This is a genomic window from Rhodococcus sp. T7 (assembly GCF_009872365.1).
In the GTDB taxonomy this organism is placed as follows: Bacteria; Actinomycetota; Actinomycetes; order Mycobacteriales; family Mycobacteriaceae; genus Rhodococcus_F.
In genome coordinates this window covers 37,083-58,269 of sequence record NZ_WXYH01000309.1, presented here as the reverse complement: position 1 = coordinate 58,269, position 21,187 = coordinate 37,083, and the positions used below count along the sequence as shown (strand labels likewise).

21 protein-coding genes are annotated in these 21,187 nt (G+C 69.3%); 8 read left to right on the top strand and 13 right to left on the bottom strand.

The genetic code is table 11. The annotated features are described in order from the left end of the window. Nucleotide 1: 1 nt before the first annotated feature. Genes MLGJGCBP_RS24405 through MLGJGCBP_RS24390 form a run of 4 tightly spaced genes read right to left on the bottom strand, consistent with a single transcriptional unit; the run spans nt 2 to nt 5,236 of the window. Nucleotides 2-1,600, bottom strand: coding sequence for an acyl-CoA carboxylase subunit beta (locus MLGJGCBP_RS24405; protein WP_160098696.1), 1,599 nt, complete (start codon nt 1,598-1,600; stop codon nt 2-4). Next, the gene (locus MLGJGCBP_RS24400; RefSeq protein WP_160098694.1) at nt 1,597-2,745 is read right to left on the bottom strand and encodes an acyl-CoA dehydrogenase family protein; all 1,149 of its coding nucleotides are present in this window, start codon (nt 2,743-2,745) and stop codon (nt 1,597-1,599) included. Before MLGJGCBP_RS24400 ends, MLGJGCBP_RS24405 begins: the two co-directional genes overlap by 4 nt. Further along, nucleotides 2,742-4,448, bottom strand: a complete 1,707-nt coding sequence (locus MLGJGCBP_RS24395) for an acyclic terpene utilization AtuA family protein (protein WP_160098692.1) — start codon at nt 4,446-4,448, stop codon at nt 2,742-2,744. The genes MLGJGCBP_RS24400 and MLGJGCBP_RS24395 overlap by 4 nt, the downstream gene beginning before the upstream one ends. Beyond that, nucleotides 4,445-5,236: a TIGR03084 family metal-binding protein gene (locus MLGJGCBP_RS24390; protein ID WP_160098690.1), complete on the bottom strand. Its 792-nt coding sequence runs from the start codon at nt 5,234-5,236 to the stop codon at nt 4,445-4,447. The genes MLGJGCBP_RS24395 and MLGJGCBP_RS24390 overlap by 4 nt, the downstream gene beginning before the upstream one ends. Before the next feature lie 91 nt (nt 5,237-5,327). On the opposite strand from MLGJGCBP_RS24390, the gene MLGJGCBP_RS24385 reads away from it, so the two are divergent. The 4 genes from MLGJGCBP_RS24385 to pepN are packed head-to-tail and all read left to right on the top strand — an operon-like array spanning nt 5,328 to nt 10,462. Further along, nucleotides 5,328-6,182: an SDR family oxidoreductase gene (locus MLGJGCBP_RS24385; protein ID WP_268960773.1), complete on the top strand. Its 855-nt coding sequence runs from the start codon at nt 5,328-5,330 to the stop codon at nt 6,180-6,182. A 57-nt stretch (nt 6,183-6,239) separates the two neighbouring features. Further along, complete coding sequence (locus tag MLGJGCBP_RS24380; protein ID WP_160098686.1) at nt 6,240-7,040, top strand: crotonase/enoyl-CoA hydratase family protein; 801 nt, start codon at nt 6,240-6,242, stop codon at nt 7,038-7,040. A gap of 19 nt (nt 7,041-7,059) precedes the next feature. Continuing rightward, nucleotides 7,060-7,914 (top strand): EamA family transporter, encoded by an 855-nt coding sequence (locus MLGJGCBP_RS24375; RefSeq protein WP_160098684.1) that lies wholly within the window; start codon nt 7,060-7,062, stop codon nt 7,912-7,914. Nucleotides 7,915-7,951: 37 nt separating this feature from the next. Beyond that, nucleotides 7,952-10,462, top strand: coding sequence for an aminopeptidase N (gene pepN / locus MLGJGCBP_RS24370; RefSeq protein ID WP_160098682.1), 2,511 nt, complete (start codon nt 7,952-7,954; stop codon nt 10,460-10,462). Here pepN and MLGJGCBP_RS24365 read toward each other — a convergent pair. Then, complete coding sequence (locus MLGJGCBP_RS24365) at nt 10,452-11,894, bottom strand: FAD-dependent oxidoreductase (protein ID WP_160098680.1); 1,443 nt, start codon at nt 11,892-11,894, stop codon at nt 10,452-10,454. The two genes, pepN and MLGJGCBP_RS24365, sit on opposite strands and share 11 nt — an antisense overlap. Nucleotides 11,895-11,999: 105 nt before the next feature. Between MLGJGCBP_RS24365 and MLGJGCBP_RS24360 the strand changes: the two genes are divergently transcribed. Beyond that, on the top strand, nt 12,000-12,560 hold the full coding sequence (locus MLGJGCBP_RS24360; protein ID WP_160098678.1) for a TetR/AcrR family transcriptional regulator: 561 nt from the start codon (nt 12,000-12,002) through the stop codon (nt 12,558-12,560). Nucleotides 12,561-12,563: 3 nt separating this feature from the next. On the opposite strand, the gene MLGJGCBP_RS24355 is transcribed toward MLGJGCBP_RS24360, so the two are convergent. Together MLGJGCBP_RS24355 and MLGJGCBP_RS24350 are read right to left on the bottom strand one after the other, a co-directional pair. Next, nucleotides 12,564-12,869 (bottom strand): hypothetical protein, encoded by a 306-nt coding sequence (locus MLGJGCBP_RS24355; RefSeq protein ID WP_087557069.1) that lies wholly within the window; start codon nt 12,867-12,869, stop codon nt 12,564-12,566. Nucleotides 12,870-12,952: 83 nt separating this feature from the next. Beyond that, nucleotides 12,953-14,155, bottom strand: a complete 1,203-nt coding sequence (locus MLGJGCBP_RS24350) for an adenylate/guanylate cyclase domain-containing protein (protein ID WP_087557068.1) — start codon at nt 14,153-14,155, stop codon at nt 12,953-12,955. A gap of 89 nt (nt 14,156-14,244) precedes the next feature. Between MLGJGCBP_RS24350 and MLGJGCBP_RS24345 the strand changes: the two genes are divergently transcribed. Genes MLGJGCBP_RS24345 through MLGJGCBP_RS24335 form a run of 3 tightly spaced genes read left to right on the top strand, consistent with a single transcriptional unit; the run spans nt 14,245 to nt 16,217 of the window. Continuing rightward, nucleotides 14,245-14,808: a TetR/AcrR family transcriptional regulator gene (locus tag MLGJGCBP_RS24345; RefSeq protein ID WP_160098676.1), complete on the top strand. Its 564-nt coding sequence runs from the start codon at nt 14,245-14,247 to the stop codon at nt 14,806-14,808. Between the two features lie 4 nt (nt 14,809-14,812). Continuing rightward, entirely contained in the window at nt 14,813-15,241 is a 429-nt protein-coding gene (locus MLGJGCBP_RS24340) for a PaaI family thioesterase (RefSeq protein ID WP_072940095.1), read from the top strand. Nucleotides 15,242-15,272: 31 nt separating this feature from the next. Then, a complete protein-coding gene (locus tag MLGJGCBP_RS24335) occupies nt 15,273-16,217 on the top strand; it encodes a serine/threonine dehydratase (protein ID WP_160098674.1) in 945 nt (314 codons plus the stop codon). A gap of 15 nt (nt 16,218-16,232) precedes the next feature. Here MLGJGCBP_RS24335 and MLGJGCBP_RS24330 read toward each other — a convergent pair whose 3' ends face one another. The 6 genes from MLGJGCBP_RS24330 to MLGJGCBP_RS24305 all read right to left on the bottom strand — a co-directional run bounded on the left by MLGJGCBP_RS24330 (nt 16,233) and on the right by MLGJGCBP_RS24305 (nt 21,168). Then, nucleotides 16,233-17,210: a pirin family protein gene (locus MLGJGCBP_RS24330; protein WP_087557064.1), complete on the bottom strand. Its 978-nt coding sequence runs from the start codon at nt 17,208-17,210 to the stop codon at nt 16,233-16,235. Nucleotides 17,211-17,229: 19 nt separating this feature from the next. Beyond that, nucleotides 17,230-17,676, bottom strand: coding sequence for a MarR family winged helix-turn-helix transcriptional regulator (locus MLGJGCBP_RS24325; RefSeq protein ID WP_087557063.1), 447 nt, complete (start codon nt 17,674-17,676; stop codon nt 17,230-17,232). Further along, nucleotides 17,660-18,757 carry an LLM class flavin-dependent oxidoreductase gene (locus MLGJGCBP_RS24320; protein WP_087557062.1) on the bottom strand — a complete coding sequence of 366 codons (1,098 nt, stop codon included), beginning with the start codon at nt 18,755-18,757 and terminating at the stop codon, nt 17,660-17,662. Before MLGJGCBP_RS24320 ends, MLGJGCBP_RS24325 begins: the two co-directional genes overlap by 17 nt. Before the next feature lie 145 nt (nt 18,758-18,902). Beyond that, nucleotides 18,903-20,432 (bottom strand): DHA2 family efflux MFS transporter permease subunit, encoded by a 1,530-nt coding sequence (locus MLGJGCBP_RS24315; protein ID WP_160098672.1) that lies wholly within the window; start codon nt 20,430-20,432, stop codon nt 18,903-18,905. Then, the gene (locus MLGJGCBP_RS24310; RefSeq protein WP_087557060.1) at nt 20,429-20,899 is read right to left on the bottom strand and encodes a MarR family winged helix-turn-helix transcriptional regulator; all 471 of its coding nucleotides are present in this window, start codon (nt 20,897-20,899) and stop codon (nt 20,429-20,431) included. The genes MLGJGCBP_RS24315 and MLGJGCBP_RS24310 overlap by 4 nt, the downstream gene beginning before the upstream one ends. Before the next feature lie 107 nt (nt 20,900-21,006). Then, nucleotides 21,007-21,168 (bottom strand): zinc-binding dehydrogenase, encoded by a 162-nt coding sequence (locus MLGJGCBP_RS24305; protein WP_236581340.1) that lies wholly within the window; start codon nt 21,166-21,168, stop codon nt 21,007-21,009. Nucleotides 21,169-21,187: the final 19 nt, after the last annotated feature.

Below are 21,187 nucleotides of genomic sequence, written 5' to 3'. Positions count from 1 at the left end.
CTCACATCCGGAAGACGCCGAAGTTCTCGGCGCCTTCGATCGGGGCGTTGGCAATGGCCGACAGGCACATTCCCACCACGGTGCGGGTGTCGCGCGGGTCGATGACGCCGTCGTCGTAGAGGCGACCGGACAGGAACATCGGCACCGATTCGGCCTCGATCTGGTTTTCGATCATCGCGCGCATCCCGGCGTCGGCTTCTTCGTCGAACGCCTGCCCCCGCGCCTCGGCGGAGGCCCGGCTGACAATGGAGATGACCCCGGCCAGTTGCGCGCCGCCCATGACGGCGGATTTGGAACTCGGCCAGGCGAACAGGAATCGGGGGTCGAACGCGCGTCCGCACATGCCGTAGTGGCCGGCGCCGTACGACGCGCCGAGCAGGATCGAGATGTGCGGGACGGTGGAGTTGGAGACGGCGTTGATCATCATCGACCCGTGCTTGATCATCCCGCCTTCCTCGTACTCCTTGCCGACCATGTAGCCGGTCGTGTTGTGCAGGAACAGCAGTGGGGTGTTCGAGCGGTTGGCCAGCTGGATGAACTGGGTGGCCTTCTGCGATTCCTCGCTGAACAGCACGCCGCGCGCGTTGGCGAGGATGCCCACCGGATATCCGTGCAGTTCGGCCCAGCCGGTGACGAGGGACGATCCGTACATCGGCTTGAACTCGTCGAAGTCGGAGCCGTCGACGATTCGGGCGATGACCTCGCGGGGGTCGAACGGGATCTTGAGGTCGGCGGGGACGATGCCCAACAGTTCCTCGGGATCCTCGAGCGGCTCGATGACCTCCGCGCGCGGAGCCGGACCCTGCTTCTTCCAGTTCAGGCGTTTGACGATGCTGCGCCCGATCCGGATGGCGTCCTGCTCGTCGACGGCGAAGTAGTCGGCGAGACCGGACTTGCGGGCGTGCATCTCGGCGCCGCCCAGGGTTTCGTCGTCGGATTCCTCCCCGGTGGCCATCTTGACCAGCGGCGGCCCCGCGAGGAACACCTTGGACCGTTCCTTGATCATGACGACGTGATCGGACATGCCGGGGATGTACGCGCCGCCGGCCGTGGAATTGCCGAAAACGAGGGCGATGGTCGGGATGCCCGCCGCGGACAGTTGGGTGAGGTCGCGGAACATACGGCCGCCGGGAATGAAGACTTCCTTCTGTGTGGGAAGGTCGGCGCCGCCGGATTCCACGAGGGAGATGACGGGGAGCCGGTTCTGCCGGGCGATGTCGTTGGCGCGGAATCCCTTCCGCAATGTCCACGGGTTGCTGGTGCCGCCGCGGACCGTCGGGTCGTTGGCGACGATCAGGCATTCGACGCTTTCCACGACGCCGATGCCCACCACGGTGCTGGCGCCGACCGGGAAGTCGCTGCCCCACGCCGCGAGCGGGCACAGTTCGAGGAACGGCGAGTCCGGGTCGAGGAGCAGTTCGATGCGCTCCCTGGCGAGGAGTTTGCCGCGCTTCTTGTGCCGCTCGGTGTACTTCTCGCCGCCGCCCGCGAGCGCCTTGGCGTGCTCGGTCTCGATCTCGGCGAGCTTTTCCGTCATGGTCCGGGCCGCCGCGGCGTACTCCTCCGAACCGGTGTCCAGGGCGGATTTCAACGTGGTCATGACTGATACCCCAATCGCTTGGCCGCGAGCCCCGTCAGGATCTCGGTGGTGCCGCCGCCGATCCCGAGGATGCGCATGTCGCGGTACTGCCGTTCCACTTCGCTCTCGCGCATGTAGCCGAGTCCGCCGAACAGCTGGACGGCCTGGTTGGCCACCCATTCGCCCGCCTCGACGGCGGTGTTCTTCGCGAAACAGACCTCGGCGATGAAGTCCTCGTTCGACACGAGCGACCGCTCCACCAGCGCCCTCGTGTAGACGCGGGCCACGTCCGTTCTGCGGGCCATCTCGGTGACCGTGTTCTGCACCGACTGCCTGCTGATCAGCGGGCGGCCGAACGTCTCCCGGTCGCGCACCCACGCCAGCGTGAGGTCGAGGCACCGCTGCGCGCTCGCATAGGCCTGCGCGGCGAGGGCGATGCGCTCGGTGAGGAAGGCCTGCGCGATCTGCGCGAACCCGCTGTTCTCCACGCCGACCAGGTTGGCCGCGGGCACCCGTGCGTCGGCGAACGACAGTTCGGCCGTGTCCGACGCGCGCCAGCCCATCTTGTCGAGTTTGCGTGCCACCTCGAATCCGGGTGTGCCCTTTTCGATCACGAGCAGGGAGACCCCGGACGCGCCGGGGCCGCCGGTGCGCACGGCGGTGACCACGAAGTCGGCGCGGACGGCGGACGTGATGAATGTCTTGGACCCGTTGACGACGAAGTGGTCGCCGTCGCGGACCGCGGTGGTCCGCAGGTGCCCGACATCGGAACCGCCGCCGGGTTCGGTGATGGCGAGCGAGCCGATGAGTTCCCCGCGCAGGGTGGGCCGAACCCACTTCTCGATCTGCTCGGGATCGCCCGCGGCGGCGAGGTGCGGCAACGCGATTCCCGACGTGAACAGCGACGCGAACACGCCACCCGACGCACCCGCCTGGTGGAATTCCTCGCAGATCAGGACCGCGTCGACGAGGTCGCCGCCCTCGCCGCCGACGGATTCGGGGAAGCCCGCGCCGAGCAGTCCCAGTTCGGCGGCCTCACGGTGGAGAGTGCGGGGCAGTTCGCCGTCGCGTTCCCACTCGTCCAGGTTGGGCAATATCTGCCGTTCGACGAAGCTGCGCACCGTCTTGCGCAGCTCCTGCCGCTCCGGTGTGTCCCACACGCTCACAACGTTGTCCCTTCGGGGAGGAGTGCTTTCGGTATGTCGAGGTGCCGGGATCTGAGCCATTCGCCGAGTCCCTTGGCCTGCGGGTCGAACCGGGCCTGGGACGCGACGCCCTGCCCGAGGATTCCCTCGATCACGAAGTTGACGGCGCGCAGTTGCGGCAGCACGTACCTCGTGACGGTGAGATCGGCGGCCTCGGGGAGCAGGCGCTTCACTTCGTCGACGGTCAGCGCATGGACCAGCCATCGCCACTGCTCGTCGGTGCGCACCCACACGCCGACGTTCGCGTTGCCGCCCTTGTCGCCGCTGCGCGCCCCGGCGATGCTGCCGAGCGCGACCCGGACCGTGGGTTCCGCCGCCCGCGGCTCCGGGAGCGCGGGCTCGTCGAGGTCCGCGAGTTCCCGGACGTCGGTGGCGGGTTCGATGTCGACGCGGGTGCCGTCGGGTAGCACCGCGACGTGCGGCACCTCCTTGGCGTACACGTAGCCAGGGGTGAACACGCCGTAAGGCTGCCCCTGCCCGGGTGGCGCCGTCAGCGTGAATCCGGGATAGCTGGCGAGCGCCATTTCGACTGCGACCGAGGAGAATCCGCGACCGACCGCGTTCGCGTCGGGGTCCCGGACCACGCAGCGCAGCAGCGCGCTGGCCGCCTCCTCGGTGTCGGCGTCCGGGTGGTCGGTGCGGGCGAGCGACCAGTCGAGCTCGGCGGGCCGGGTGGGCAGCCAGCCTTCGAGTTGCCGCTTCACCAGTGCCGCCTTGGCGTCGATGTCGAGGCCGGTGAGCACGAACACGGCCTCGTTGCGGAAACCGGCGAGGGTGTTCAGCGACACCTTGAGCTGCGGCGGCGGAGCCTCCCCGGTGACACCGCTGATCCGCACCCGGTCCGGGCCGTCCTGCGACAACGCGGCGGTGTCGATCCGCGCGGTCACGTCGGGTCCGGCGTACCGGCCGCCGGTGATCTCGTACAGCAACTGCGCGGTGACGGTGCCGACGGTGACGGCGCCGCCCGTGCCGGGGTGCTTGGTGATGACGGACGATCCGTCCGAGTCGATCTCGGCGATCGGGAACCCGGGGCGGTCGAGGTCGTCGATCTCGGTGAAGAACGCGTAGTTGCCGCCCGTCGCCTGGGTGCCGCACTCGATGACGTGTCCCGCGACCACGGCGCCGGCGAGCTGATCGACATCGTCTCGCTGCCAGCCGAAGTGCGCGGCCGCCGGGCCCACGATCACGGACGCGTCGGTGACGCGTCCGGTGACGACCACGTCGGCGCCGGCGTCCAGGCAGCGGACGATGCCCCACGCGCCGAGGTAGGCGTTGGCGGTGAGCGGGCTGCCCAGCCCCAGTTCGGCTGCCCTGCCGATCAGGTCGTCGCCTTCGACGTGGGCGATCTTCGCCTGCAGCCCCAGCTTGTCGTTCACCTCCCGCAACGCGTCCGCGAGACCGGCCGGGTTGAGCCCGCCCGCGTTCGCGACGATGCGCACACCACGGTCCAGGGCGAGCCCGAGGCAGTCCTCCGCCTGACGGAGGAATGTCTTGGCGTAACCGCGGTTCGGGTCCTTCATGCGATCGCGGCCGAGGATCAGCATGGTCAGTTCGGCAAGGTAGTCGCCGGTCAGGTAGTCGAGTTCGCCGCCCTCGAGCATCTCGCGCATCGCCGACAGGCGGTCGCCGTAGAAGCCGGAGCAGTTGCCGATCCGCACGGTCATCGGGTTCCCGCCTCGCGGCCGCCGCCCGCCGGGCCCGCGAAGGCCTGCGCGATGTTCAGCCACGCGTCGGCGTCCGCGCCGGTGGCTTCGAGGGCGAGGTCGGCACGGTTCGCGCGCTGGGTGACGAGGAGGCAGAAGTCTTCCGCGGGTCCGGTGACCTTCTGCGCGGCGTCCTCGGGACCCCACGTCCAGACGGACACTCCGTCGGGGGCGGTGAGTTCGACGCGGAATTCCTCGGCGGGCGGGGCGAGTTCGTTGACGGCGTAGGCGAAGTCGCGGGTGCGTACGCCGAGGTGGGCGATGCTCTTCACCCGTTCGGTGGGTTTGCGGGGCACTCCGAGTGCGTCGGCGACGTCCTGGCCGTGCGCCCAGGTTTCCATCAGCCGGGCGGTGGCCATGGACGCCGCCTTCATCGGCGGGCCGTACCAGAGGATCTTCTGCCCGGGCGGTACCGCCAGGAGTGCCTCCGCGAGCCGAGTCCGCGCCGAACGCCACGCCGCCAGGAGTTCCGCGGGCGCGCGCCGGGCGTGTTCGGCGGCGCCGGCGTCGACGAATCCTCCGGGGTTCGCGGCGGCGACGGTCAGTTGTGCGGTGAAGCCGTCGGGGTCGGTGATCGCGAGGAGGGCGGCCTCGTCGGTCCACAGCAGATGCCCGATCTGGTGGGCGATGGTCCAGCCCTCGGCCGGTGTCGGATCGGCCCAGCGGGTGTCGGGGAGGTCGGCGACGAGTGCGTCCAGGGAGTCGCTCTCGGCGCACAGATCATCGATGAACCTCTGCAGTTCAGCCATGCGACCAGCATCACACCGGCCCGATAAAAAAGCAAGCACGATTGATTGTTATTCGGCTGCAATTCGCTCGGCGAGCTGACATCCTGGTCACGTGATCCGACAGATGCTCACCCAGGCCGCGCTCAACCCACTCCCTACCCCGCGCACCCTGGCAGCCCGACTGGTCCCGGGAACCGGCCACACCGTCGCCGGGAAGCGGATCCTCGTCACCGGCGGTTCCTCGGGAGTCGGCGAAGCGGCCGCCCGCAGGCTCGCGACCCTCGGCGCGGAGGTCGTCCTCGTCGCCCGCGGCTCCGACGCCCTGGAGTCCGTACGCGACGACATCCTGCGATCGGGTTGCGACGCCCACGCCGTCCCGTGCGACCTCACCGACCCGGAGTCCGTCGACGCCCTCGTCGCACGGGTACTTGGGGAGATCGGACCCGTCGACGTCCTCGTCAACAACGCGGGACGGTCGATCCGGCGGACCGTGGAGGACTCGCTGGACCGCTTCCACGACTTCGAACGCACCATGGCCGTCAACTACTTCGGCTCGACGCGGCTGACCCTGAAGTTGCTCCCGTCGATGCTCGAGCGCGGCGGGGGGCACGTCATCAACGTCGCGACGTGGGGTGTGCCGGCCGGGGTCATGCCCAAGTTCTCCGCCTACCACGCGTCCAAGGCGGCCGTCGGCGCGTTCGGCCGGAGCCTCGGCGCCGAACTGCGCGACCGCGGGATCTCGGTGACCACCCTCGACTTCCCGTTGGTCCGGACGCCGATGATCGCGCCCACCACGGACTACGACGCGATGGCGGCACTGACTCCCGAACAGGCGGCGGAATGGTTCGTCACCGCTGTGCGCACCCGGCCGATCGAACTGCTCCCCGGTTACGCCGAACTGTTCCGGGTGCTCGGCACGTTCGCGCCGTCCGCCACCGACGCACTGGTGCGGCGCACCGGCATCTGAGCGCAATGACAGACTGGGACGGTCCCGAATCCGCGCTCACACCCGAGGGAGTCGTCCATGACCGACGCCGTGCTCACCACCCGCGAAGGCGACATCGTCACCTGGACGCTCAACCGCCCGGAGGCCCGCAATCCCATCTCCGAGCCGGACGTGATCGAGGCGCTCGAGAATGCGGTGGCCGACGTCAACGGTGATCCCAGTGTGCGCGCCGCGATCGTCACCGGTGCCGGCTCGGCGTTCTCCTCCGGCGGCAACGTCAAACACATGCGCGACCGCGCGGGAATGTTCGGCGGCTCCCCCGCCGACCTGCGTCAGGGCTACCGGCACGGCATCCAGCGGATCCCGCTCGCCCTCTACCACTGCGAGGTGCCGACCATCGCCGCCGTCAACGGACCCGCGATCGGCGCCGGCTGCGACCTGACGCTGATGTGCGACATGCGGATCGCCTCGACGGCCGCCGTGTTCGCCGAGAGCTTCGTCAAGGTCGGACTCGTTCCCGGCGACGGCGGCGCCTGGTTCCTTCCGCAGGCCGTCGGGATGGCCCGGGCCAGCGAGATGGCCTTCACCGGCGACGCGATCGACGCGGCGAAAGCCCTCGAATGGGGACTCGTCTCGCAGGTCGTCGAACCCGGGGAACTCCTCGACGCGGCGCGAGCGCTCGCCGACCGGGTGGCGGTCAACCCGCCGCAGGTCCTGCGGATGACCAAGAAACTGCTGCGCGAGGGCCGTCACCAGAGCCTCGAGAGCCTCCTCGAACTGTCGGCGGCCATGCAGTCGCTCGCCCACCACACCGAGGACCATCACGAGGCCGTCGGCGCGATGCTCGACCGCCGCACTCCGAACTTCACCGGCCGGTGACCCCGGGCAGCGCACACCCGTGACAGCCGAGCCGCGCAGTCAACTCCTGCCCGTCGTCTCGGTCCTCGGGTCGGTGCTGTCCGTCCAGTTCGGTGCCGCGTTCGCGAGCACCCTGTTCGACGCGGTCGGCGCAGGCGGCGCCGTGTCCCTGCGCCTGACGATCGCGGCGATCATCCTCGGGGTGATCGTGCGACCACGGTGGCGACGGTGGACACACTCGCAGCGGCAAGGTGTTCTCGCACTCGGACTGGCACTCGCCGTGATGAACTCGGCGTTCTACGAGGCCCTCGCGCGGCTCCCGCTCGGCACCGCGGTCACCATCGAATTCCTGGGTCCGCTCACCCTCGCCGCCGTGCTGTCGCGGCGACTGCAGGACGGCGTGTGGGTGCTCGCGGCGCTGATCGGCGTGGTTCTGCTCGGTCTGCGCGAGAACTCGGGCGCCGAGTCTCTCGACCTCGTGGGGGTGGGGTTCGCACTCGTCGCCGGTACGGCCTGGGCCGGCTACATCGTCGCCGGCTCCCACCTCGCCGCGAGGGTACCCAGCGCGGACGGCCTGGCCGGGGCGAGCATCGTCGCAGCGGTGCTGACGATTCCGCTCGGCGCGGTATCGGGCGGCACCGCACTGTTCGACCCCCGGACCCTGGCCGTCGGCGCGGCGGTGGCCCTGCTGTCCTCGGTGATTCCCTACTCGCTCGAACTGCGGGCGCTGCAGGTGATGAGCAAGAAGGTGTTCGCCGTTCTCATCGCGCTGGAACCCGCGGCCGCGACCCTCGCCGGGGTGATCGTGCTCGGGCAGGTCCTCGGACTGCAGTCGCTCGCCGCGATCGCGCTCGTCGTCGCGGCGGGCGTCGGATCCGTGCTGAGCAACCGGTAGCGGCACGGACGACGGGCCCGGCTGGCAGGATCGACCCGTGAGCACCGCGAACCTGACCCGAGCCGAAACCGCCGAACGTTCCCGCGCGATCGAGGTTCTCGGCTATCGAGTGGAACTGGACATCCTCGGCGCCGTCGATCCGGAGGTCGCGACGTTCGCGACCACGACCACCGTCGAGTTCACCGCGCGCACGTCCACGACCTGGCTCGACTTCCTCGGGGCCGGCGTGGAGTCGGTGACCGTCAACGGCGCGAGCGTCCCTGTCGACTACGACGGCGCCCGCATCGCGTTGACCGGGCTGCGGGAGTCGAACGTCGTGACCGTCGCCGCCCGGGGCGAGTACAGCCGTTCCGGTGAGGGACTGCACCGGTTCCTCGACCCGGCCGACGGCCGGACGTACCTCTACACACAGTACGAACCGGCGGACGCGCGGCGGGTGTTCGCGTGCTTCGAGCAGCCGGACCTGAAGGCGCCGTTCACGTGCGTCGTCACCGCGCCGCAGGAGTGGGAGGTGATCTCCAACCAGCAGGTCGCCGAGCGGGACGACACCGCAGGCGGGCAGGTCGTCACGTTCGCGCCGACCCTGCCGATCTCCACGTACATCACCGCGGTCGTGGCCGGGCCGTACCACCGGGTGGACTCGGAGTGGAGCGGCGGCGACCTCACGATCCCGCTGGGCGTCCTCTGCCGGGCGTCGCTCGCGCAGTATCTCGACGCCGACACGATCTTCGAGATCACCCGGCAGGGGCTGGGGTTCTTCGCCGAGGGCTTCGACTACCCGTACCCGTTCGGCAAGTACGACCAGGTGTTCGTCCCCGAGTACAACCTCGGGGCCATGGAGAACCCGGGCTGCGTGACGTTCACCGAGGCGTACGTGTTCCGCGGGGCCGCCACCGATTCCCAGTACGAGGGCCGGGCGAACACGATCCTGCACGAGATGGCCCACATGTGGTTCGGCGACCTCGTGACGATGGTGTGGTGGGACGACCTGTGGCTCAAGGAATCGTTTGCCGACTACATGGGCGCACTGGCGAACGCGGAGGCCACCCGGTGGACCGACGCGTGGGTGGCGTTCGCCAACCGCCGCAAGGCGTGGGCGTACCTGCAGGACCAGTTGCCGACGACGCATCCGATCGTCGCGGACATCGTCGACCTCGAGGCCGCGAAACTGAACTTCGACGGCATCACGTACGCGAAGGGCGCCAGCGTCCTCAAGCAACTCGTCGCGTACGCCGGACGGGACGCGTTCTTCGAGGGGGCGCGCCGCTACTTCCGTGCCCACGCGTTCGGGAACACCACCCTCACGGATCTGCTGACGGAACTGTCGGCGACGTCGGGCCGGGATCTGACGAGCTGGGCGCGCGCCTGGTTGCAGACCACCGGGGTGTCCGCGCTGAGCCTGGAACGGGACGCCGACGGCGGAGCCACGATCGTGCAGACCGATCCGCGCCCACATCGGCTCGGCGTGGGCCGCTACGACTTCGACGCGGCCGGCGATCTGGTGTGCGTGCAGCGGGTCGAGGTCGACCTCGCGGACGCCCGCACCCCGATCGACGTCGACGACGCACCGCTCATGGTGCTCAACGACGCCGACCTGACGTACGCGAAGGTGCGGCTGGACGAACGATCGCTGAGCACCGTCGAGCAGTCCCTCGACCGGGTGCGGGACCCGCTGACGCGCGGCCTGATCTGGTCGTCGCTGTGGAACACGACCCGCGACAGTGAACTCGGCGCGCAGCGGTACCTGTCGATGGCCCAGCGGTTCTCCCCGGCGGAGTCGCACCTGACCCTGCTCACCTCCGTGCTGGCCAACGCCCCGTACGCGATCGAGCACTACCTGCCCGAGGCCGCGCGCGGCGCCGCTCGCCGCGGGTGGCTCGACCACACGTGGCGTGCGTTGTGGGACGCGCCGCCTGCGTCGGGGAGCCAACTCGCCTGGGCACGCGCGGTGGCGGCCGCCGCCGAGGTGGACGACAGTCGCGCGGACGACATCCGGTCGCTGCTCGACACCGACGGCAAGGCGCCGGCCGGGTTGTCGCTCGACCCGGACCTTCGGTGGGCGCTGAGGGGCGCGCTGGCCACCACCGGGCACGCCGACATGGCGGACCTCGACGGTGAACTGCGCCGCGACGACACCGGTTCCGGCCGCACCGCGTACCTGCGTGCGACGTACTCGCGACCTGCCCCGGACGTGAAGGCGAAGGCCTGGGACGCGATCTTCCACGACCGCACCCTGTCCAACGACCACCTCGGCGCGATCATCGCCGGGTTCCGCGCAGGCGCCCGGCACGACCTCGTCGCGGGATACGCCGCCGACTACTTCGCGTCGATCCGCTCGGTGTGGGAGACGCGCAGCATCGAGATCGCGCGGCGGATCGTGGTCGGGCTGTTCCCCGCCGACACGAGCCTCGACGCGGCCGACGGATGGCGGGACGCCAACGCCGATGCGCCCGCCGCGCTGCACCGGTTGGTGCGCGAGCAGCGGGACCATCTCGCGCGGGACCTGCGGGCGCAGGCGTTCAACAGCCGGCCGGACGTCACGGGCTGACCGGCCCGGCCGAGGCCGCGGTGCGGGCGGTCCACCGGTCCAGGGCGCCGCGCCACAGTCCGGACGCGCTGTCGCCCGCCCACGCGATGTAGCCGTCGGGACGGACGAGCAGTGCCGGTCCGTCCGCGGTCCGGGTCACCGCGTGAATGCCGTCGGGAACGGGCGCCTCCGGCTCGGTGACCAGGACGAACCCGCCCGAGCGCAACACCTCGTAGAGTCGGCCGGCATCGGTGGGCAGGTCTTCGGCGCGCCGGCCCACCAGGGCGCTCTGGCCGGAATCATGGTCGTAGCCGATTCCGATGCCCGAGAACATCCGCGCCACCGTGTCGCCGATCGGCGGGAATCCGAGAAGCGCTGCCACCGCGCCGTTCCGGAGCTTCCGCAGAATCCACGGCCGCACGGTCATCATGCGCATCGTGGCACCGCTCGACCGCAGCACCAGCCGCCCCACCGGGTGCCGCTCGGAGTGGTAGGTGTCGAGCACGGTGTCGTCCGCGCCGCCCAGGACGGCCGCGAGTTTCCAGCCGAGATTCATCGCGTCCTGAATGCCGGTGTTCATTCCCTGGCCGCCCGCCGGTGAATGCACGTGGGCGGCATCGCCTGCGAGGAACACCCGGCCCGTCCGGTACTGCGGGACCTGCCGTTCGTCGCTGTGGAATCGCGACTGCCACCGCACGGCGCCGAGTCCATAGTCCGTGCCCATCGCGATCCGGATGGTGCTGCGCAGTTCCTCCCGGTCCACGGGGGCGCTGTCGTCCACCTGATGCCTTCGGTTCCACGCGATCACGCGAAACAGGTTGTCGCCGTACGGTGCGATGAAGGCGAATCCGTCGCGGACGGCATTGACGGTCACGAGGTTGTCCGGTGGGTTCTCGAGTTCGACGTCGGCGAGCATGATCGACCGCAGCACGGCCTTGCCGGGGAACGATTGCCCGATCATCGTCCGCACGACGCTGTGTGCGCCGTCCGCACCGACCGCATACGCCGCGTGGAACGTGCCGTCGCGTCCCGATCCGTCGTGGCCGTGCACGCGGACGCCGTCCCCGTCCTGCTCCACCCCGGTGACCGTGAATCCCCGGACGAAGTCGGCGCCGCGCTCCCGGGCGTGCGCCTCGAGGAGGGTGTCGACGTTCTGCTGCGGGGTGACGAGGACGTACGGGAAGCGGGACCGCAGGCGCCCGAGGTTCAGCGCCGCGCCGCGCCACAGTTTCAGACCGGGCGAGGGGGCGCCGGTGGCCACGAGACGGTCGGCGAGTCCGCGGGCATCGAGCAGTTCGAGAGTGCGGGCGTGGACGCCGAATGCGCGGCTGAGGGTCGACGGAGCGGCGCGTTTGTCGAGCACCGTCACGGATCGGCCCGCCGTCGCCAACTCGGCCCCGAGCATGCATCCGGTGGGTCCCGCGCCGATCACCACCACGTCGATGTGCTTCATGACGCCCGCCTCCGATCGAGGGATTCCCATCAAGTCAACAACTGTTGACTTCGACGGTAGACGCACCTCTGCGCCAGGTCAACAGTTGTTGACTACACTTCGGGAATGCCCGAACGCCGCGCCCGCTCCGCCGTCGCCACCCGCGCCGCGATCCTCGACGCGGCCCGTGCCCGATTCGGCACGAACGGCTACGACCGCACGACGATGCGCGCCGTCGCGTCGGACGTCGGCGTCGACCCCGCACTCGTGGTCCGGTACTTCACCAACAAGGAATCACTGTTCGCCGAGGCCGCCGAATTCGACCTGCACCTCCCCGATCTCCACGACGTTCCGGTGCAGGAACTCGCGACCGTGCTGATGCCGCGCTTCTTCGCGGTGTGGGAGAACGACGGCGCGTTCCTCCCCCTTCTCCGCGCGGCGGCCAGCAGCCCGCGGGCCGCCGAGGCGATGTTGCAGGTCTTCGCCCGCCAGGTGGCGCCCGCGCTCACAGCCGTCGCGGCCGATCACGCCGACGAGCGCGCGGCCCTCGTCGGCTCGCAGGTCCTCGGACTCGCCTTCTCCCGCTACGTACTTCGGGTGCCGCCCCTCGCGGACATGACGCACGAACAGCTGATGCGGTGGGTCGGGCCCGTGCTCGAGTACTACCTCACCACGGAACCGCAGTAGCCCCTACCGGTGATGCCTGCCGCCGTTCAGCATCCAGCGGGCGTCGAGTTCACTCGTGCTGCGGCGGTGCCGCCGGATGGTGAACGACGTGATCGGCAACCGCTCGACCACGCTCGCGTCGGCCCGCGGATCGCCCGCAATCCCCTGTTCGAGAACCGAATACGCGGTGTGGTTGACCGAATGGACGGCCAGGCGGAGGGCGTCGAGCGCCGTCGGCCTCGGCCCGAACGCGGCGAGCGTGTGACCGCCGTCCACCGCGGTCTCCACCACCGCGTAGAAATTCCAGTCTGCGCCCGAATCGCCAGTCATGTTGTGCCTCGCTCGATGTGCTTCTGTGAGCTGTGCCATGACCGTATCGCGAGGGTACGACACGTTTTCCGGCGGCGCGCCGTTCAGGCCACGGACCGGCGGCCGATCCCGAAAAGCTTCTGGGGTGCGTCGATACCCTCGAGCCGGTGACTGCCCGCCGGTTCGCCCCAGAACTCGTCGCTGTCCAGTTCGTCGTAGAACTCCCCCGTCACGACGACCTCCTGGGACGGCGCCACCGTGACGACGCGACCGGCCATGGCGACGGGCCTGCCGAACCAGTCGCCTGCACTCGGTACCGCCGTGCCCCAGGCGATCCCGGCCCGCAACTGCGGAAGCCCCTCGGCGCGCGCGGCCTGCACGAGGTCGAGCGCGACGTGGGCCAGCGCGTTGGGATCGGGCGAGACCATCATGACGGCGTCCCCGATCGTCTTCACCAGACGCACCGGGGGCGACACCAGATCGGTGGCCACCCGGTCGAGGCGCTCGGCCACCCGGCCCAGATCGGCGGGCTCCGCCTGCTCCCCGAGCAGCGTGAATCCGGCGAGGTCCGCGAAACAGACCCCGACCTCCTGCGCTCCCCGCACCTGGAGGTTCGAGTCGCCCGCGATCCCCACCGCATCGGACCGCAGTTGATGCCGCAGAGCGGTGGCGATGAGATGAGCCAGGATCTGCGCCTCGAAATCCACGATGCGGCGCATCTCCACCGCATACCGCAGGGCCACCTCGGGGTGCTCGCGCGTCGCCTCGAGTCTCTCCTGCAGGAGAGAGTCCGCGGCGCCGGCGACCGTCCAGAGGTTTCGGCCGAGGACCCGGGCCGCCGCGAAGATGGCGCTCTCGTCGAGCCCCAGATCCCGGTACTGCTCGAGTCCGCGCGCCAGGTCGAGGTCGCCGTCGTCGTAGAACGTGCCATCCGCCGACGCACCCCGGCCGATGGCCCGGAACCACCGGCGGGCGTCGTCGACGGTCACGCCCACCTTCCGGGCGATGTCGTCGATGCTGTACCTGCCTTTCGGCGACAGCGCGTGATCGAGCAGCAGGTGCGCGAGGCGATCGCCCCGCGCGGCGCCGCGTAGGTCGTCGATCGAGGCCCCGTCCTCGATGAGAGTGTTCAGCACCCCCATGCGCGCGGACCGGTCCGGCCCGCTGAGCCCGTCGAGGAGGCCGGCGCGCTCGAACTCGTGGAGCAGCGACGGCGGCGGACCGGGACGTCGCAGCGGGCGGGTCGGTGGGGACACCAGACGTCCCGTCCGGGGCGTGATCCGTCGGGGCTGTCGCGGAGTGCGCACGTCCTCATCGTCCCAGGAACGACGTCGCCCTTCGCCGGAATCCTCCGAACTCACTGTCCCCGCGACCGGGACCGAACTATATTCGGTATGTGCCGATTCAAAGTCTGTTGCTGGATGTGGCGGAGGGCCATTTCGCCCGCCGCGGCGTCCTCGGCACCCGGTTGGCGGACATCCGGCAGGAGGCCGGGGTCAGCGTGGGAGCCGTCTACCACCACTTCCCGAACAAGGAAGAGCTGTACCTGCAGGTCTGGTTGCGAGCGCTCGCCGACTACCAGGCCGGATTCCGGGCCGCACTCGCGGAATGCGCCGATGCCCGGTCCGGGGTGGAAGGTGCCGTCGTCCGCCACCTGCACTGGGTCTCCGGCAACCCACAGCGGGCCACCATCCTCGCCGCGCCCCGCCCCCCGGGCCTCGACGAGCGGGCCGACACCACCAATGCGGCGTTCTTCCGCGACGTCACCCACTGGTGGCGAGTCCACGAACACTACGGAACGGTCCGCCGGTTCGACTTCGACGTGCTCTATGCGTTGTGGCTCGGCCCGGCTCAGGAGTACTCGCGCCAATGGCTCGCGGGCGCCATGACCACCGATCCCACCGCGGTCGCGCCCGAACTGGCACGCGCCGCGTGGGACTCGCTACGGAATCAGGAGTAGAGGGATGACAGTCGACGTCGCACTCACCGCCGACACCGCGCAGGCCGTGCTGGAGGCCCAGCCGTTCAGCGTGCTCGTCGGCGCACGGATGACGCAGTTCGGCGAGGGCGGCACCACCCTCGAGATCCCCGTCCGGGACGAACTGCGGCAACAGAACGGCTTCGTGCACGGCGGTGTCCTGTCGTACGCGGCCGACAACGCCCTGACGTTCGCCGCAGGCACGGTCCTCGGCGCGAACATCATGACCGCGGGCTTCACGATCACCTACCTCCGGCCCGCCCAGGGCGTGCTGCTCCGGGCGGACGCCCGCGCCGACGCATCCACTCGCCGCCAGGCGCTGTGCCGGTGCGACATCTACGCGGTGCAGGAGGACGGCTCGGAGGTACTGTGCGCCGCCGCCCAGGGCACGGCAACCGTCAAGCAGCCGCGGTAGCCGCGGCCGCACGGGATGAAACGATGACACCATGGCTGACTCCGTCGATCGCGCATCCGTGGACAGGGCGCGTGAGCGCATCACCGGCCTGATCCGCAGAACACCCACATTCCGCACCACCGTGCCCACCGTCCACGGCGCCGTGCCGGTGATCTTCAAACTCGAATTCCTGCAGTACGGCGGCTCGTTCAAGGTGCGCGGCAGTCTCAACGCGCTGCTGCATGCCGAGGAGGACGGACGCCTCGACGACGCAGGCGTCGTCATCGCGTCCGGCGGGAACGCCGCCATCGGCGCGGCCTGGGCGTCGCGGCTCCGGGGTGTGAAGTGCACCGTCGTCGTCCCGGTCACGGCACCCGACGTCAAGATCGACAAGCTGATCGCACTGGGCGCGGACGTGCGCAAGGTCGGCGACCGGTACGCCGAGGCGGCCGAGTACGCGAAGGAACTCGCGTCGTCCGCGAATGCCCTTGCCCTGCACGCCTACGATCTCCCCGACATCGTCGCCGGGGCGGGCACCATCGCACTCGAGATCCAGGACGACGTCGCCGAGCCGCTGTCCTACGTGATCGCCGTCGGCGGCGGCGGACTGCTGTCCGGTGTCATCGCCGGCAGCGGCGAGGACGACCTCATCTTCGGCGTGGAACCGAGCGGAGCGGCGACGCTGCACTCCGCGGTCGCCGCCCGGCAACCCGCGGACATCGACATCGACAGCATCGCCGGCGACTCCCTCGGCGCCACCCGGATCGGGTCCATCGCCTGGGAAACGGTCCGGTCGCGGCCCGTCTCCAGCCTGATCGTCGACGACGACGCCCTGATCGACGCGAGAACGCTGCTGTGGGAGGAGTTCCGGATCGTCGTCGAGCACGGCACCGCAGCGGCGCTCGCCGCGATCGTCACCGGACAGCTCCGCCCCACCGGCGACAAGCCGCTCTGTGTAGTGCTGTGCGGCGCCAACACGTCGCTGACCAGCTACTGATCCGGCCGGGGCCTCTCAGCCGCGCGGTTTCAGGCGGCTGTTCGGCAGTTCCGGGGCGGGCAGCGGATCGCCGTCGTAGCCCTCGACCGTGCCGAACCGGGGGTCGGCGGGCGCCGCGCCCCGGAGTTCGGACTGCCACTCGCGGCGGTAGCCGACGATGTCCTCGTGGCTGCGGCCCAGGAAGTTCCACCACATGATCACCTGCTCGCCGAGCGGCTCGCCGCCGAGCACCAGCAGCCGCGCCCGGGTTCCGCCCGTGTTGCGCAGCACCACCAGCGCCTCGCCGGGCGGCTGATAGCCGAGTTCCGCCCACTTCAGCGTGGTCCCGCGCAGCTGCACCTCGCCCTCGTCCACGAGCACCCCCACCTCGAAGCCGCGCTCGATGTCGAGGGTGATGTCGGCACCCGGCTCCAGCAGGATTTCCGCACCGAGCAGCGGCGTGAACGTGCGCACCGGCGACGTGGAGCCCACCGTGCTTCCGAGGAACACCCGCACGGTTGCCCCGCCCCGGACGACCGGGTCGGGCGCGTACGTCTCGAACGCCGGCTCCGCATCCTGCGCCGACGCCGGCAACGCCACCCACAGTTGCGCGCCGTGCAGGATCCGCGTCTGCGGTGTCGAGACCTCGGAGTGCGCGATCCCCCGGCCCGCAGTCATCAGGTTGACCTCACCGGGACGCACCATCGCGTGCGAGCCGATGCTGTCGCGGTGTTCGATCTCGCCGGTGAACAGCCAGCTCACCGTCTGCAGTCCGGTGTGCGGGTGCGGCGGCACGTTCATCCCGCCCGTCTTAGCGACGTCGTCCGGACCGTAGTGGTCGGCGAAGCACCAGGCTCCGATCAGCGAACGGTCCCGCTGCGGGAGGGTGCGCCGGACCGGCATCGCGCGGGGGCCGCCGAGCGGGACCTCGCGCGCGCCGAGCACCTGGATGCCGCCGCCGTCGGGGTGCGACTCGCACCGCTCTTCCACCGTGTTCGTCTCCAGATTGCTCACTGCTCCATCGTGCCTTTCGTCAGTCCTGTGCGCCGCGCAGTTTCGCGCAGAGTTCGGTGAGCGTGTCGAGTTCGTCCTCGGACAGTGCCGGGCCGACGTGCCGCCGAATGCTCGCCGCATGCCTGCGTCCGACGGACTTCTGCACCCGCGCACCCTCCGCGGTCAGTGCGACGACGGTCCCGCGGCGGTCGCCGGGATCGCCCTCCCTGGTGACGTACCCGGAGCCGGCCAGCCGCTCGACGAGCCTGCTCAGCGACGGCTGACTGAGCAGGATCTCCCGATTGAGGTCGTGCAGGCGCAGTCGGCGTCCGGGCGCCCGGCCGAGCGTGAACAGCACGTCGTATTCGCGCATGCTCAGCTCGTCCCACACGTCGTCGGCGGCGAGGTTCCGCATCACCGCGACCTGTGCGCGGAACAGCGCCTCCCACGCCTCGGCCGCCCGCTCGGTCCTACTGACGGGCGGCATCGACCGGCTCACGATCGGACTTCAACGACGCGTGCGTCGGCGGGTTGTCCGGCACCCCGGCAGGCCGCCGGGCGGCGAACTCCTTGCGCAGCACGGGCACGACCTCGCCGCCTAGCAGGTCCAACTGCTCCAGCACCGTCTTCAGGGGAAGTCCCGCGTGGTCGACGAGGAACAACTGCCGCTGGTAGTCGCCGAAGAAGTCGGCGAACGTCAGGGTCTTCTCGATCACCTGCTCCGGGGTGCCGACGGTCAACGGGGTCTGGTCGGTGAAGTCCTCGAGGCTCGGCCCGTGGCCGTAGACCGGGGCGTTGTCGAAGTAGGGCCGGAACTCGTCGACGGCGTCCTTGGCGTTGCGGCGCATGAACACCTGCCCGCCCAATCCGACGATCGCCTGGTCCGCGCGGCCGTGGCCGTAGTGCTCGTACCGCTCGCGGTAGAGGTTGATCAGGGCGATGTAGTGCTCCTTGGGCCAGAAGATGTTGTTGGCGAAGAAGCCGTCGCCGTGAAATGCCGCGATCTCGGCGATCTCCGGGCTGCGGATCGACCCGTGCCAGACGAACGGCGGGATGCCGTCGAGCGGGCGCGGCGTGGACGTGAATCCCTGCAGCGGGGTGCGGAACTGCCCCTGCCAGTCCACGACGTCCTCGTCCCACAGCCTGCGCAGCAACCGGTAGTGCTCGAGCGCCAGCGGGATGCCCTGCCGGATGTCCTGGCCGAACCACGGGTAGACGGGCGCCGTGTTTCCGCGGCCCATCATCAGATCCACCCGGCCGTCCGCGAGGTGCTGCAGCATCGCGTAGTCCTCGGCGATCTTCACCGGGTCGTTGGTGGTGATCAGCGTCGTGGACGTGGACAGGATGATCTTCTCGGTCTGCGCGGCGAGGTAGCCCAGCATGGTGGTGGGTGACGACGGCACGAACGGCGGGTTGTGGTGCTCGCCGGTGGCGAACACGTCGAGCCCGACGTCCTCGGCGTGCTTGGCGATGGTCGTCATCGCCTTGATGCGTTCGTGCTCGGTGGGGGTGCGGCCGGTGGTGGGATCGGCCGTGACGTCGCCGACGGTGAAGATTCCGAACTGCATAGCTGTTCCTCTCGCGTCAGAACTCCATGCATTTGCATGAACCTATTGCAACATTCAACCACTTCTGCCTATTCCGGAAACGGCCGAGGGCGGCAAGCGCAGTGCGCTTGCCGCCCTCGGCAACGTTCGGACCGGACGAATCCGATCAGTGCATCATGACCGTCGGGGCACCCTCGGCCTCGAGATGCGGGTTGACCGACTTCTTCCGCGGCAGCATGAACGCCGGGATGAGCGTCAAAGCGATCAGCACGGTGGCGACCAGGAACGTGTTGCCGAACGCGTCGGCGGCCTGGCTCAGGACCTGGTCCACCATTCCGGGAGGCTCCTGTGCGGCGACCTCCGGCACGTGCTGCATCGCGACCGTCTGGCTGTCGAGACCGCGATCGAGCAACTGGTTGGTGAGGACCACCGACATGACGGCGGTACCGATCGAACCCGAGGTCTGCTGGACGATGTTCATCAGCGTGGAACCACGCGCGACCTGATCGTTGGACAGCGTCACGATCGCCGCGGTCATCAGCGGCATCATGGTGCAGCCCATGCCCATGCCCATCACGAACAGCGCACCCATCAGCAGCCACGTCGGCGAATCCGACGCCACCTGCGTGAAGACGCCCAGGCCGATGAGGATCAGCGGCAGACCCGTCAGCACGATCTTGCCGGGGCCCATCTTGTCGACGAGACGTCCGGCCACCGGCATCGTCAGCATCGCGCCGATACCCTGCGGAGCCATCAGCAGACCGGCCGCGAGTGTGGTGTGCCCGCCGACCTGGATGAAGTAGCTCGGGAACAGCAGACCGGCACCCATGAACGCGACGATGAACAACGAAGTCGTGATGACCGCGACCGACAACTGCCGGTTCTTGAACAGGTGCAGATCGATCAGCGGGTGGTCCTTGCGCAGCGCGTGGAAGATGAACGCGACGATCAGGACCAGGCCGACCACACCGGGCACGAGCACGCGGGCCGAGGCGACGGTGCCCACCTCCGGGATGGACGACACACCGAACAGGAACAGCGCCAGACCCGGCGAGAGCAGCAGCATGCCGAGGAAGTCGAAGGACTCGGACGGCGAGGCCTGGTCGGTCGGCAGGATGATGAACGCGGCGGCCAGGGCGATGATGCCGATGGGCACGTTGATCAGGAAGATCCAGTGCCAGCTCGCCGCCTCGATCAGCCAGCCACCGAGGATCGGGCCACCGATGGGCCCGAGCAGCATGGGGATACCGAGAACCGCCATGACCCGGCCGACGCGGTCGGGGCCTGCCGCCTTCGTCATGATCGTCATGCCGAGCGGCATCAACATGCCGCCGCCGAGCCCCTGCAGGACGCGGAAGCCGATCAGCGACGTGATGTCCCACGCGAAACTACACAACACCGAGCCGAGCACGAACAGCACGAGGGCCGTCATGTAGAGGCGTTTGGTGCCGAAGCGGTCGGCCGCCCACCCGGTGACGGGGATGACGGTCGCCAGGGCGAGGGTGTACGCGGTCATCGTCCATGCGACCGTGGCGTACGTGGTGTCGAACTCGGTGGCGAACGTCGGCAGCGCGACGCTGACGACGGTCACGTCGAGGATCGACATGATGGCACCGAGCACCACCACGGACGCGATCTTGAGGACCGTGCCGTCGAGCTTGTCGGGCGCCGCGTTCGCGGCGGTCGGCGATGTCATCCGAATATCTCCTGGTTGAGTTCTCGCAGGGACTCCCCCGCGAGGATCGGTTGTAGTGCCTCGATCAGTCGAGTCCGCTCGCTCTCCGGAACCCGCCATGCGAACCGTCGCAACTGATCACGCTTGCAATCGATGTGCTGGTTGGTGACCTTATGTCCAGCCTCCGACAGAGAGACCCGTTTGACCCGCCGGTCGCGCTCGTCCTCCCGGCGGACGACCAGACCCAGCTTCACGAGTTGATCGACATTTCGACCCGCCGCGGCAACCGAGAGCCGCAACCGCTCGGCCACTTCGTTGATCGGAAGTGGCTCACCGTGCTGGCCCAGTGCGAAGAGCATGCGCACCTGCGAAAACGTGAGGTCCAGCTCGATGAGGTTGTCCATCGACTCCGACTCCCCCGCACTCAACAGTTGGGTGAAGAAATCGTTGAGTAGTTCGAAGAGAAGATCAGGAGAATTGTCGGGCACCCTGCAATGCTAACGCTCATGCAACTATTGCCCAAGAGCAACTAAGGCGCAACCGAATAAATGGTGTCAGGTATCACATTCCCCAGAAGAGCTCACTACCTGCGGGTTCAGTCATGGACGAGCACCGCCTTGCCCTGCACGAGACCGGCGTCGAGATCGCGCAGCGCATCCGCGGCCTGCTCCAGCGGGTACCGGGACGTGACCACCGGGCGCAGTCCGCGCTCCACGTGCCGGATCAGCGCGGCGTGCACCTCTTCCAGCGCATTCACCACGGGAATCGACCGCCGG

Coding starts and splice junctions, on each gene's coding strand:
- MLGJGCBP_RS24325 (WP_087557063.1), bottom strand. CDS start 17,676: ATGCCGCCCGTCAGTAGGACCGAGCGGGCGGCCGAGGCGTGGGAGGCG.
- MLGJGCBP_RS24340 (WP_072940095.1), top strand. CDS start 14,813: ATGACAGTCGACGTCGCACTCACCGCCGACACCGCGCAGGCCGTGCTG.
- MLGJGCBP_RS24380 (WP_160098686.1), top strand. CDS start 6,240: ATGACCGACGCCGTGCTCACCACCCGCGAAGGCGACATCGTCACCTGG.
- MLGJGCBP_RS24335 (WP_160098674.1), top strand. CDS start 15,273: ATGGCTGACTCCGTCGATCGCGCATCCGTGGACAGGGCGCGTGAGCGC.
- MLGJGCBP_RS24390 (WP_160098690.1), bottom strand. CDS start 5,236: ATGGCTGAACTGCAGAGGTTCATCGATGATCTGTGCGCCGAGAGCGAC.
- MLGJGCBP_RS24320 (WP_087557062.1), bottom strand. CDS start 18,757: ATGCAGTTCGGAATCTTCACCGTCGGCGACGTCACGGCCGATCCCACC.
- MLGJGCBP_RS24365 (WP_160098680.1), bottom strand. CDS start 11,894: ATGAAGCACATCGACGTGGTGGTGATCGGCGCGGGACCCACCGGATGC.
- MLGJGCBP_RS24355 (WP_087557069.1), bottom strand. CDS start 12,869: ATGACTGGCGATTCGGGCGCAGACTGGAATTTCTACGCGGTGGTGGAG.
- MLGJGCBP_RS24315 (WP_160098672.1), bottom strand. CDS start 20,432: ATGACATCGCCGACCGCCGCGAACGCGGCGCCCGACAAGCTCGACGGC.
- MLGJGCBP_RS24395 (WP_160098692.1), bottom strand. CDS start 4,448: ATGACCGTGCGGATCGGCAACTGCTCCGGCTTCTACGGCGACCGCCTG.
- MLGJGCBP_RS24405 (WP_160098696.1), bottom strand. CDS start 1,600: ATGACCACGTTGAAATCCGCCCTGGACACCGGTTCGGAGGAGTACGCC.
- MLGJGCBP_RS24360 (WP_160098678.1), top strand. CDS start 12,000: ATGCCCGAACGCCGCGCCCGCTCCGCCGTCGCCACCCGCGCCGCGATC.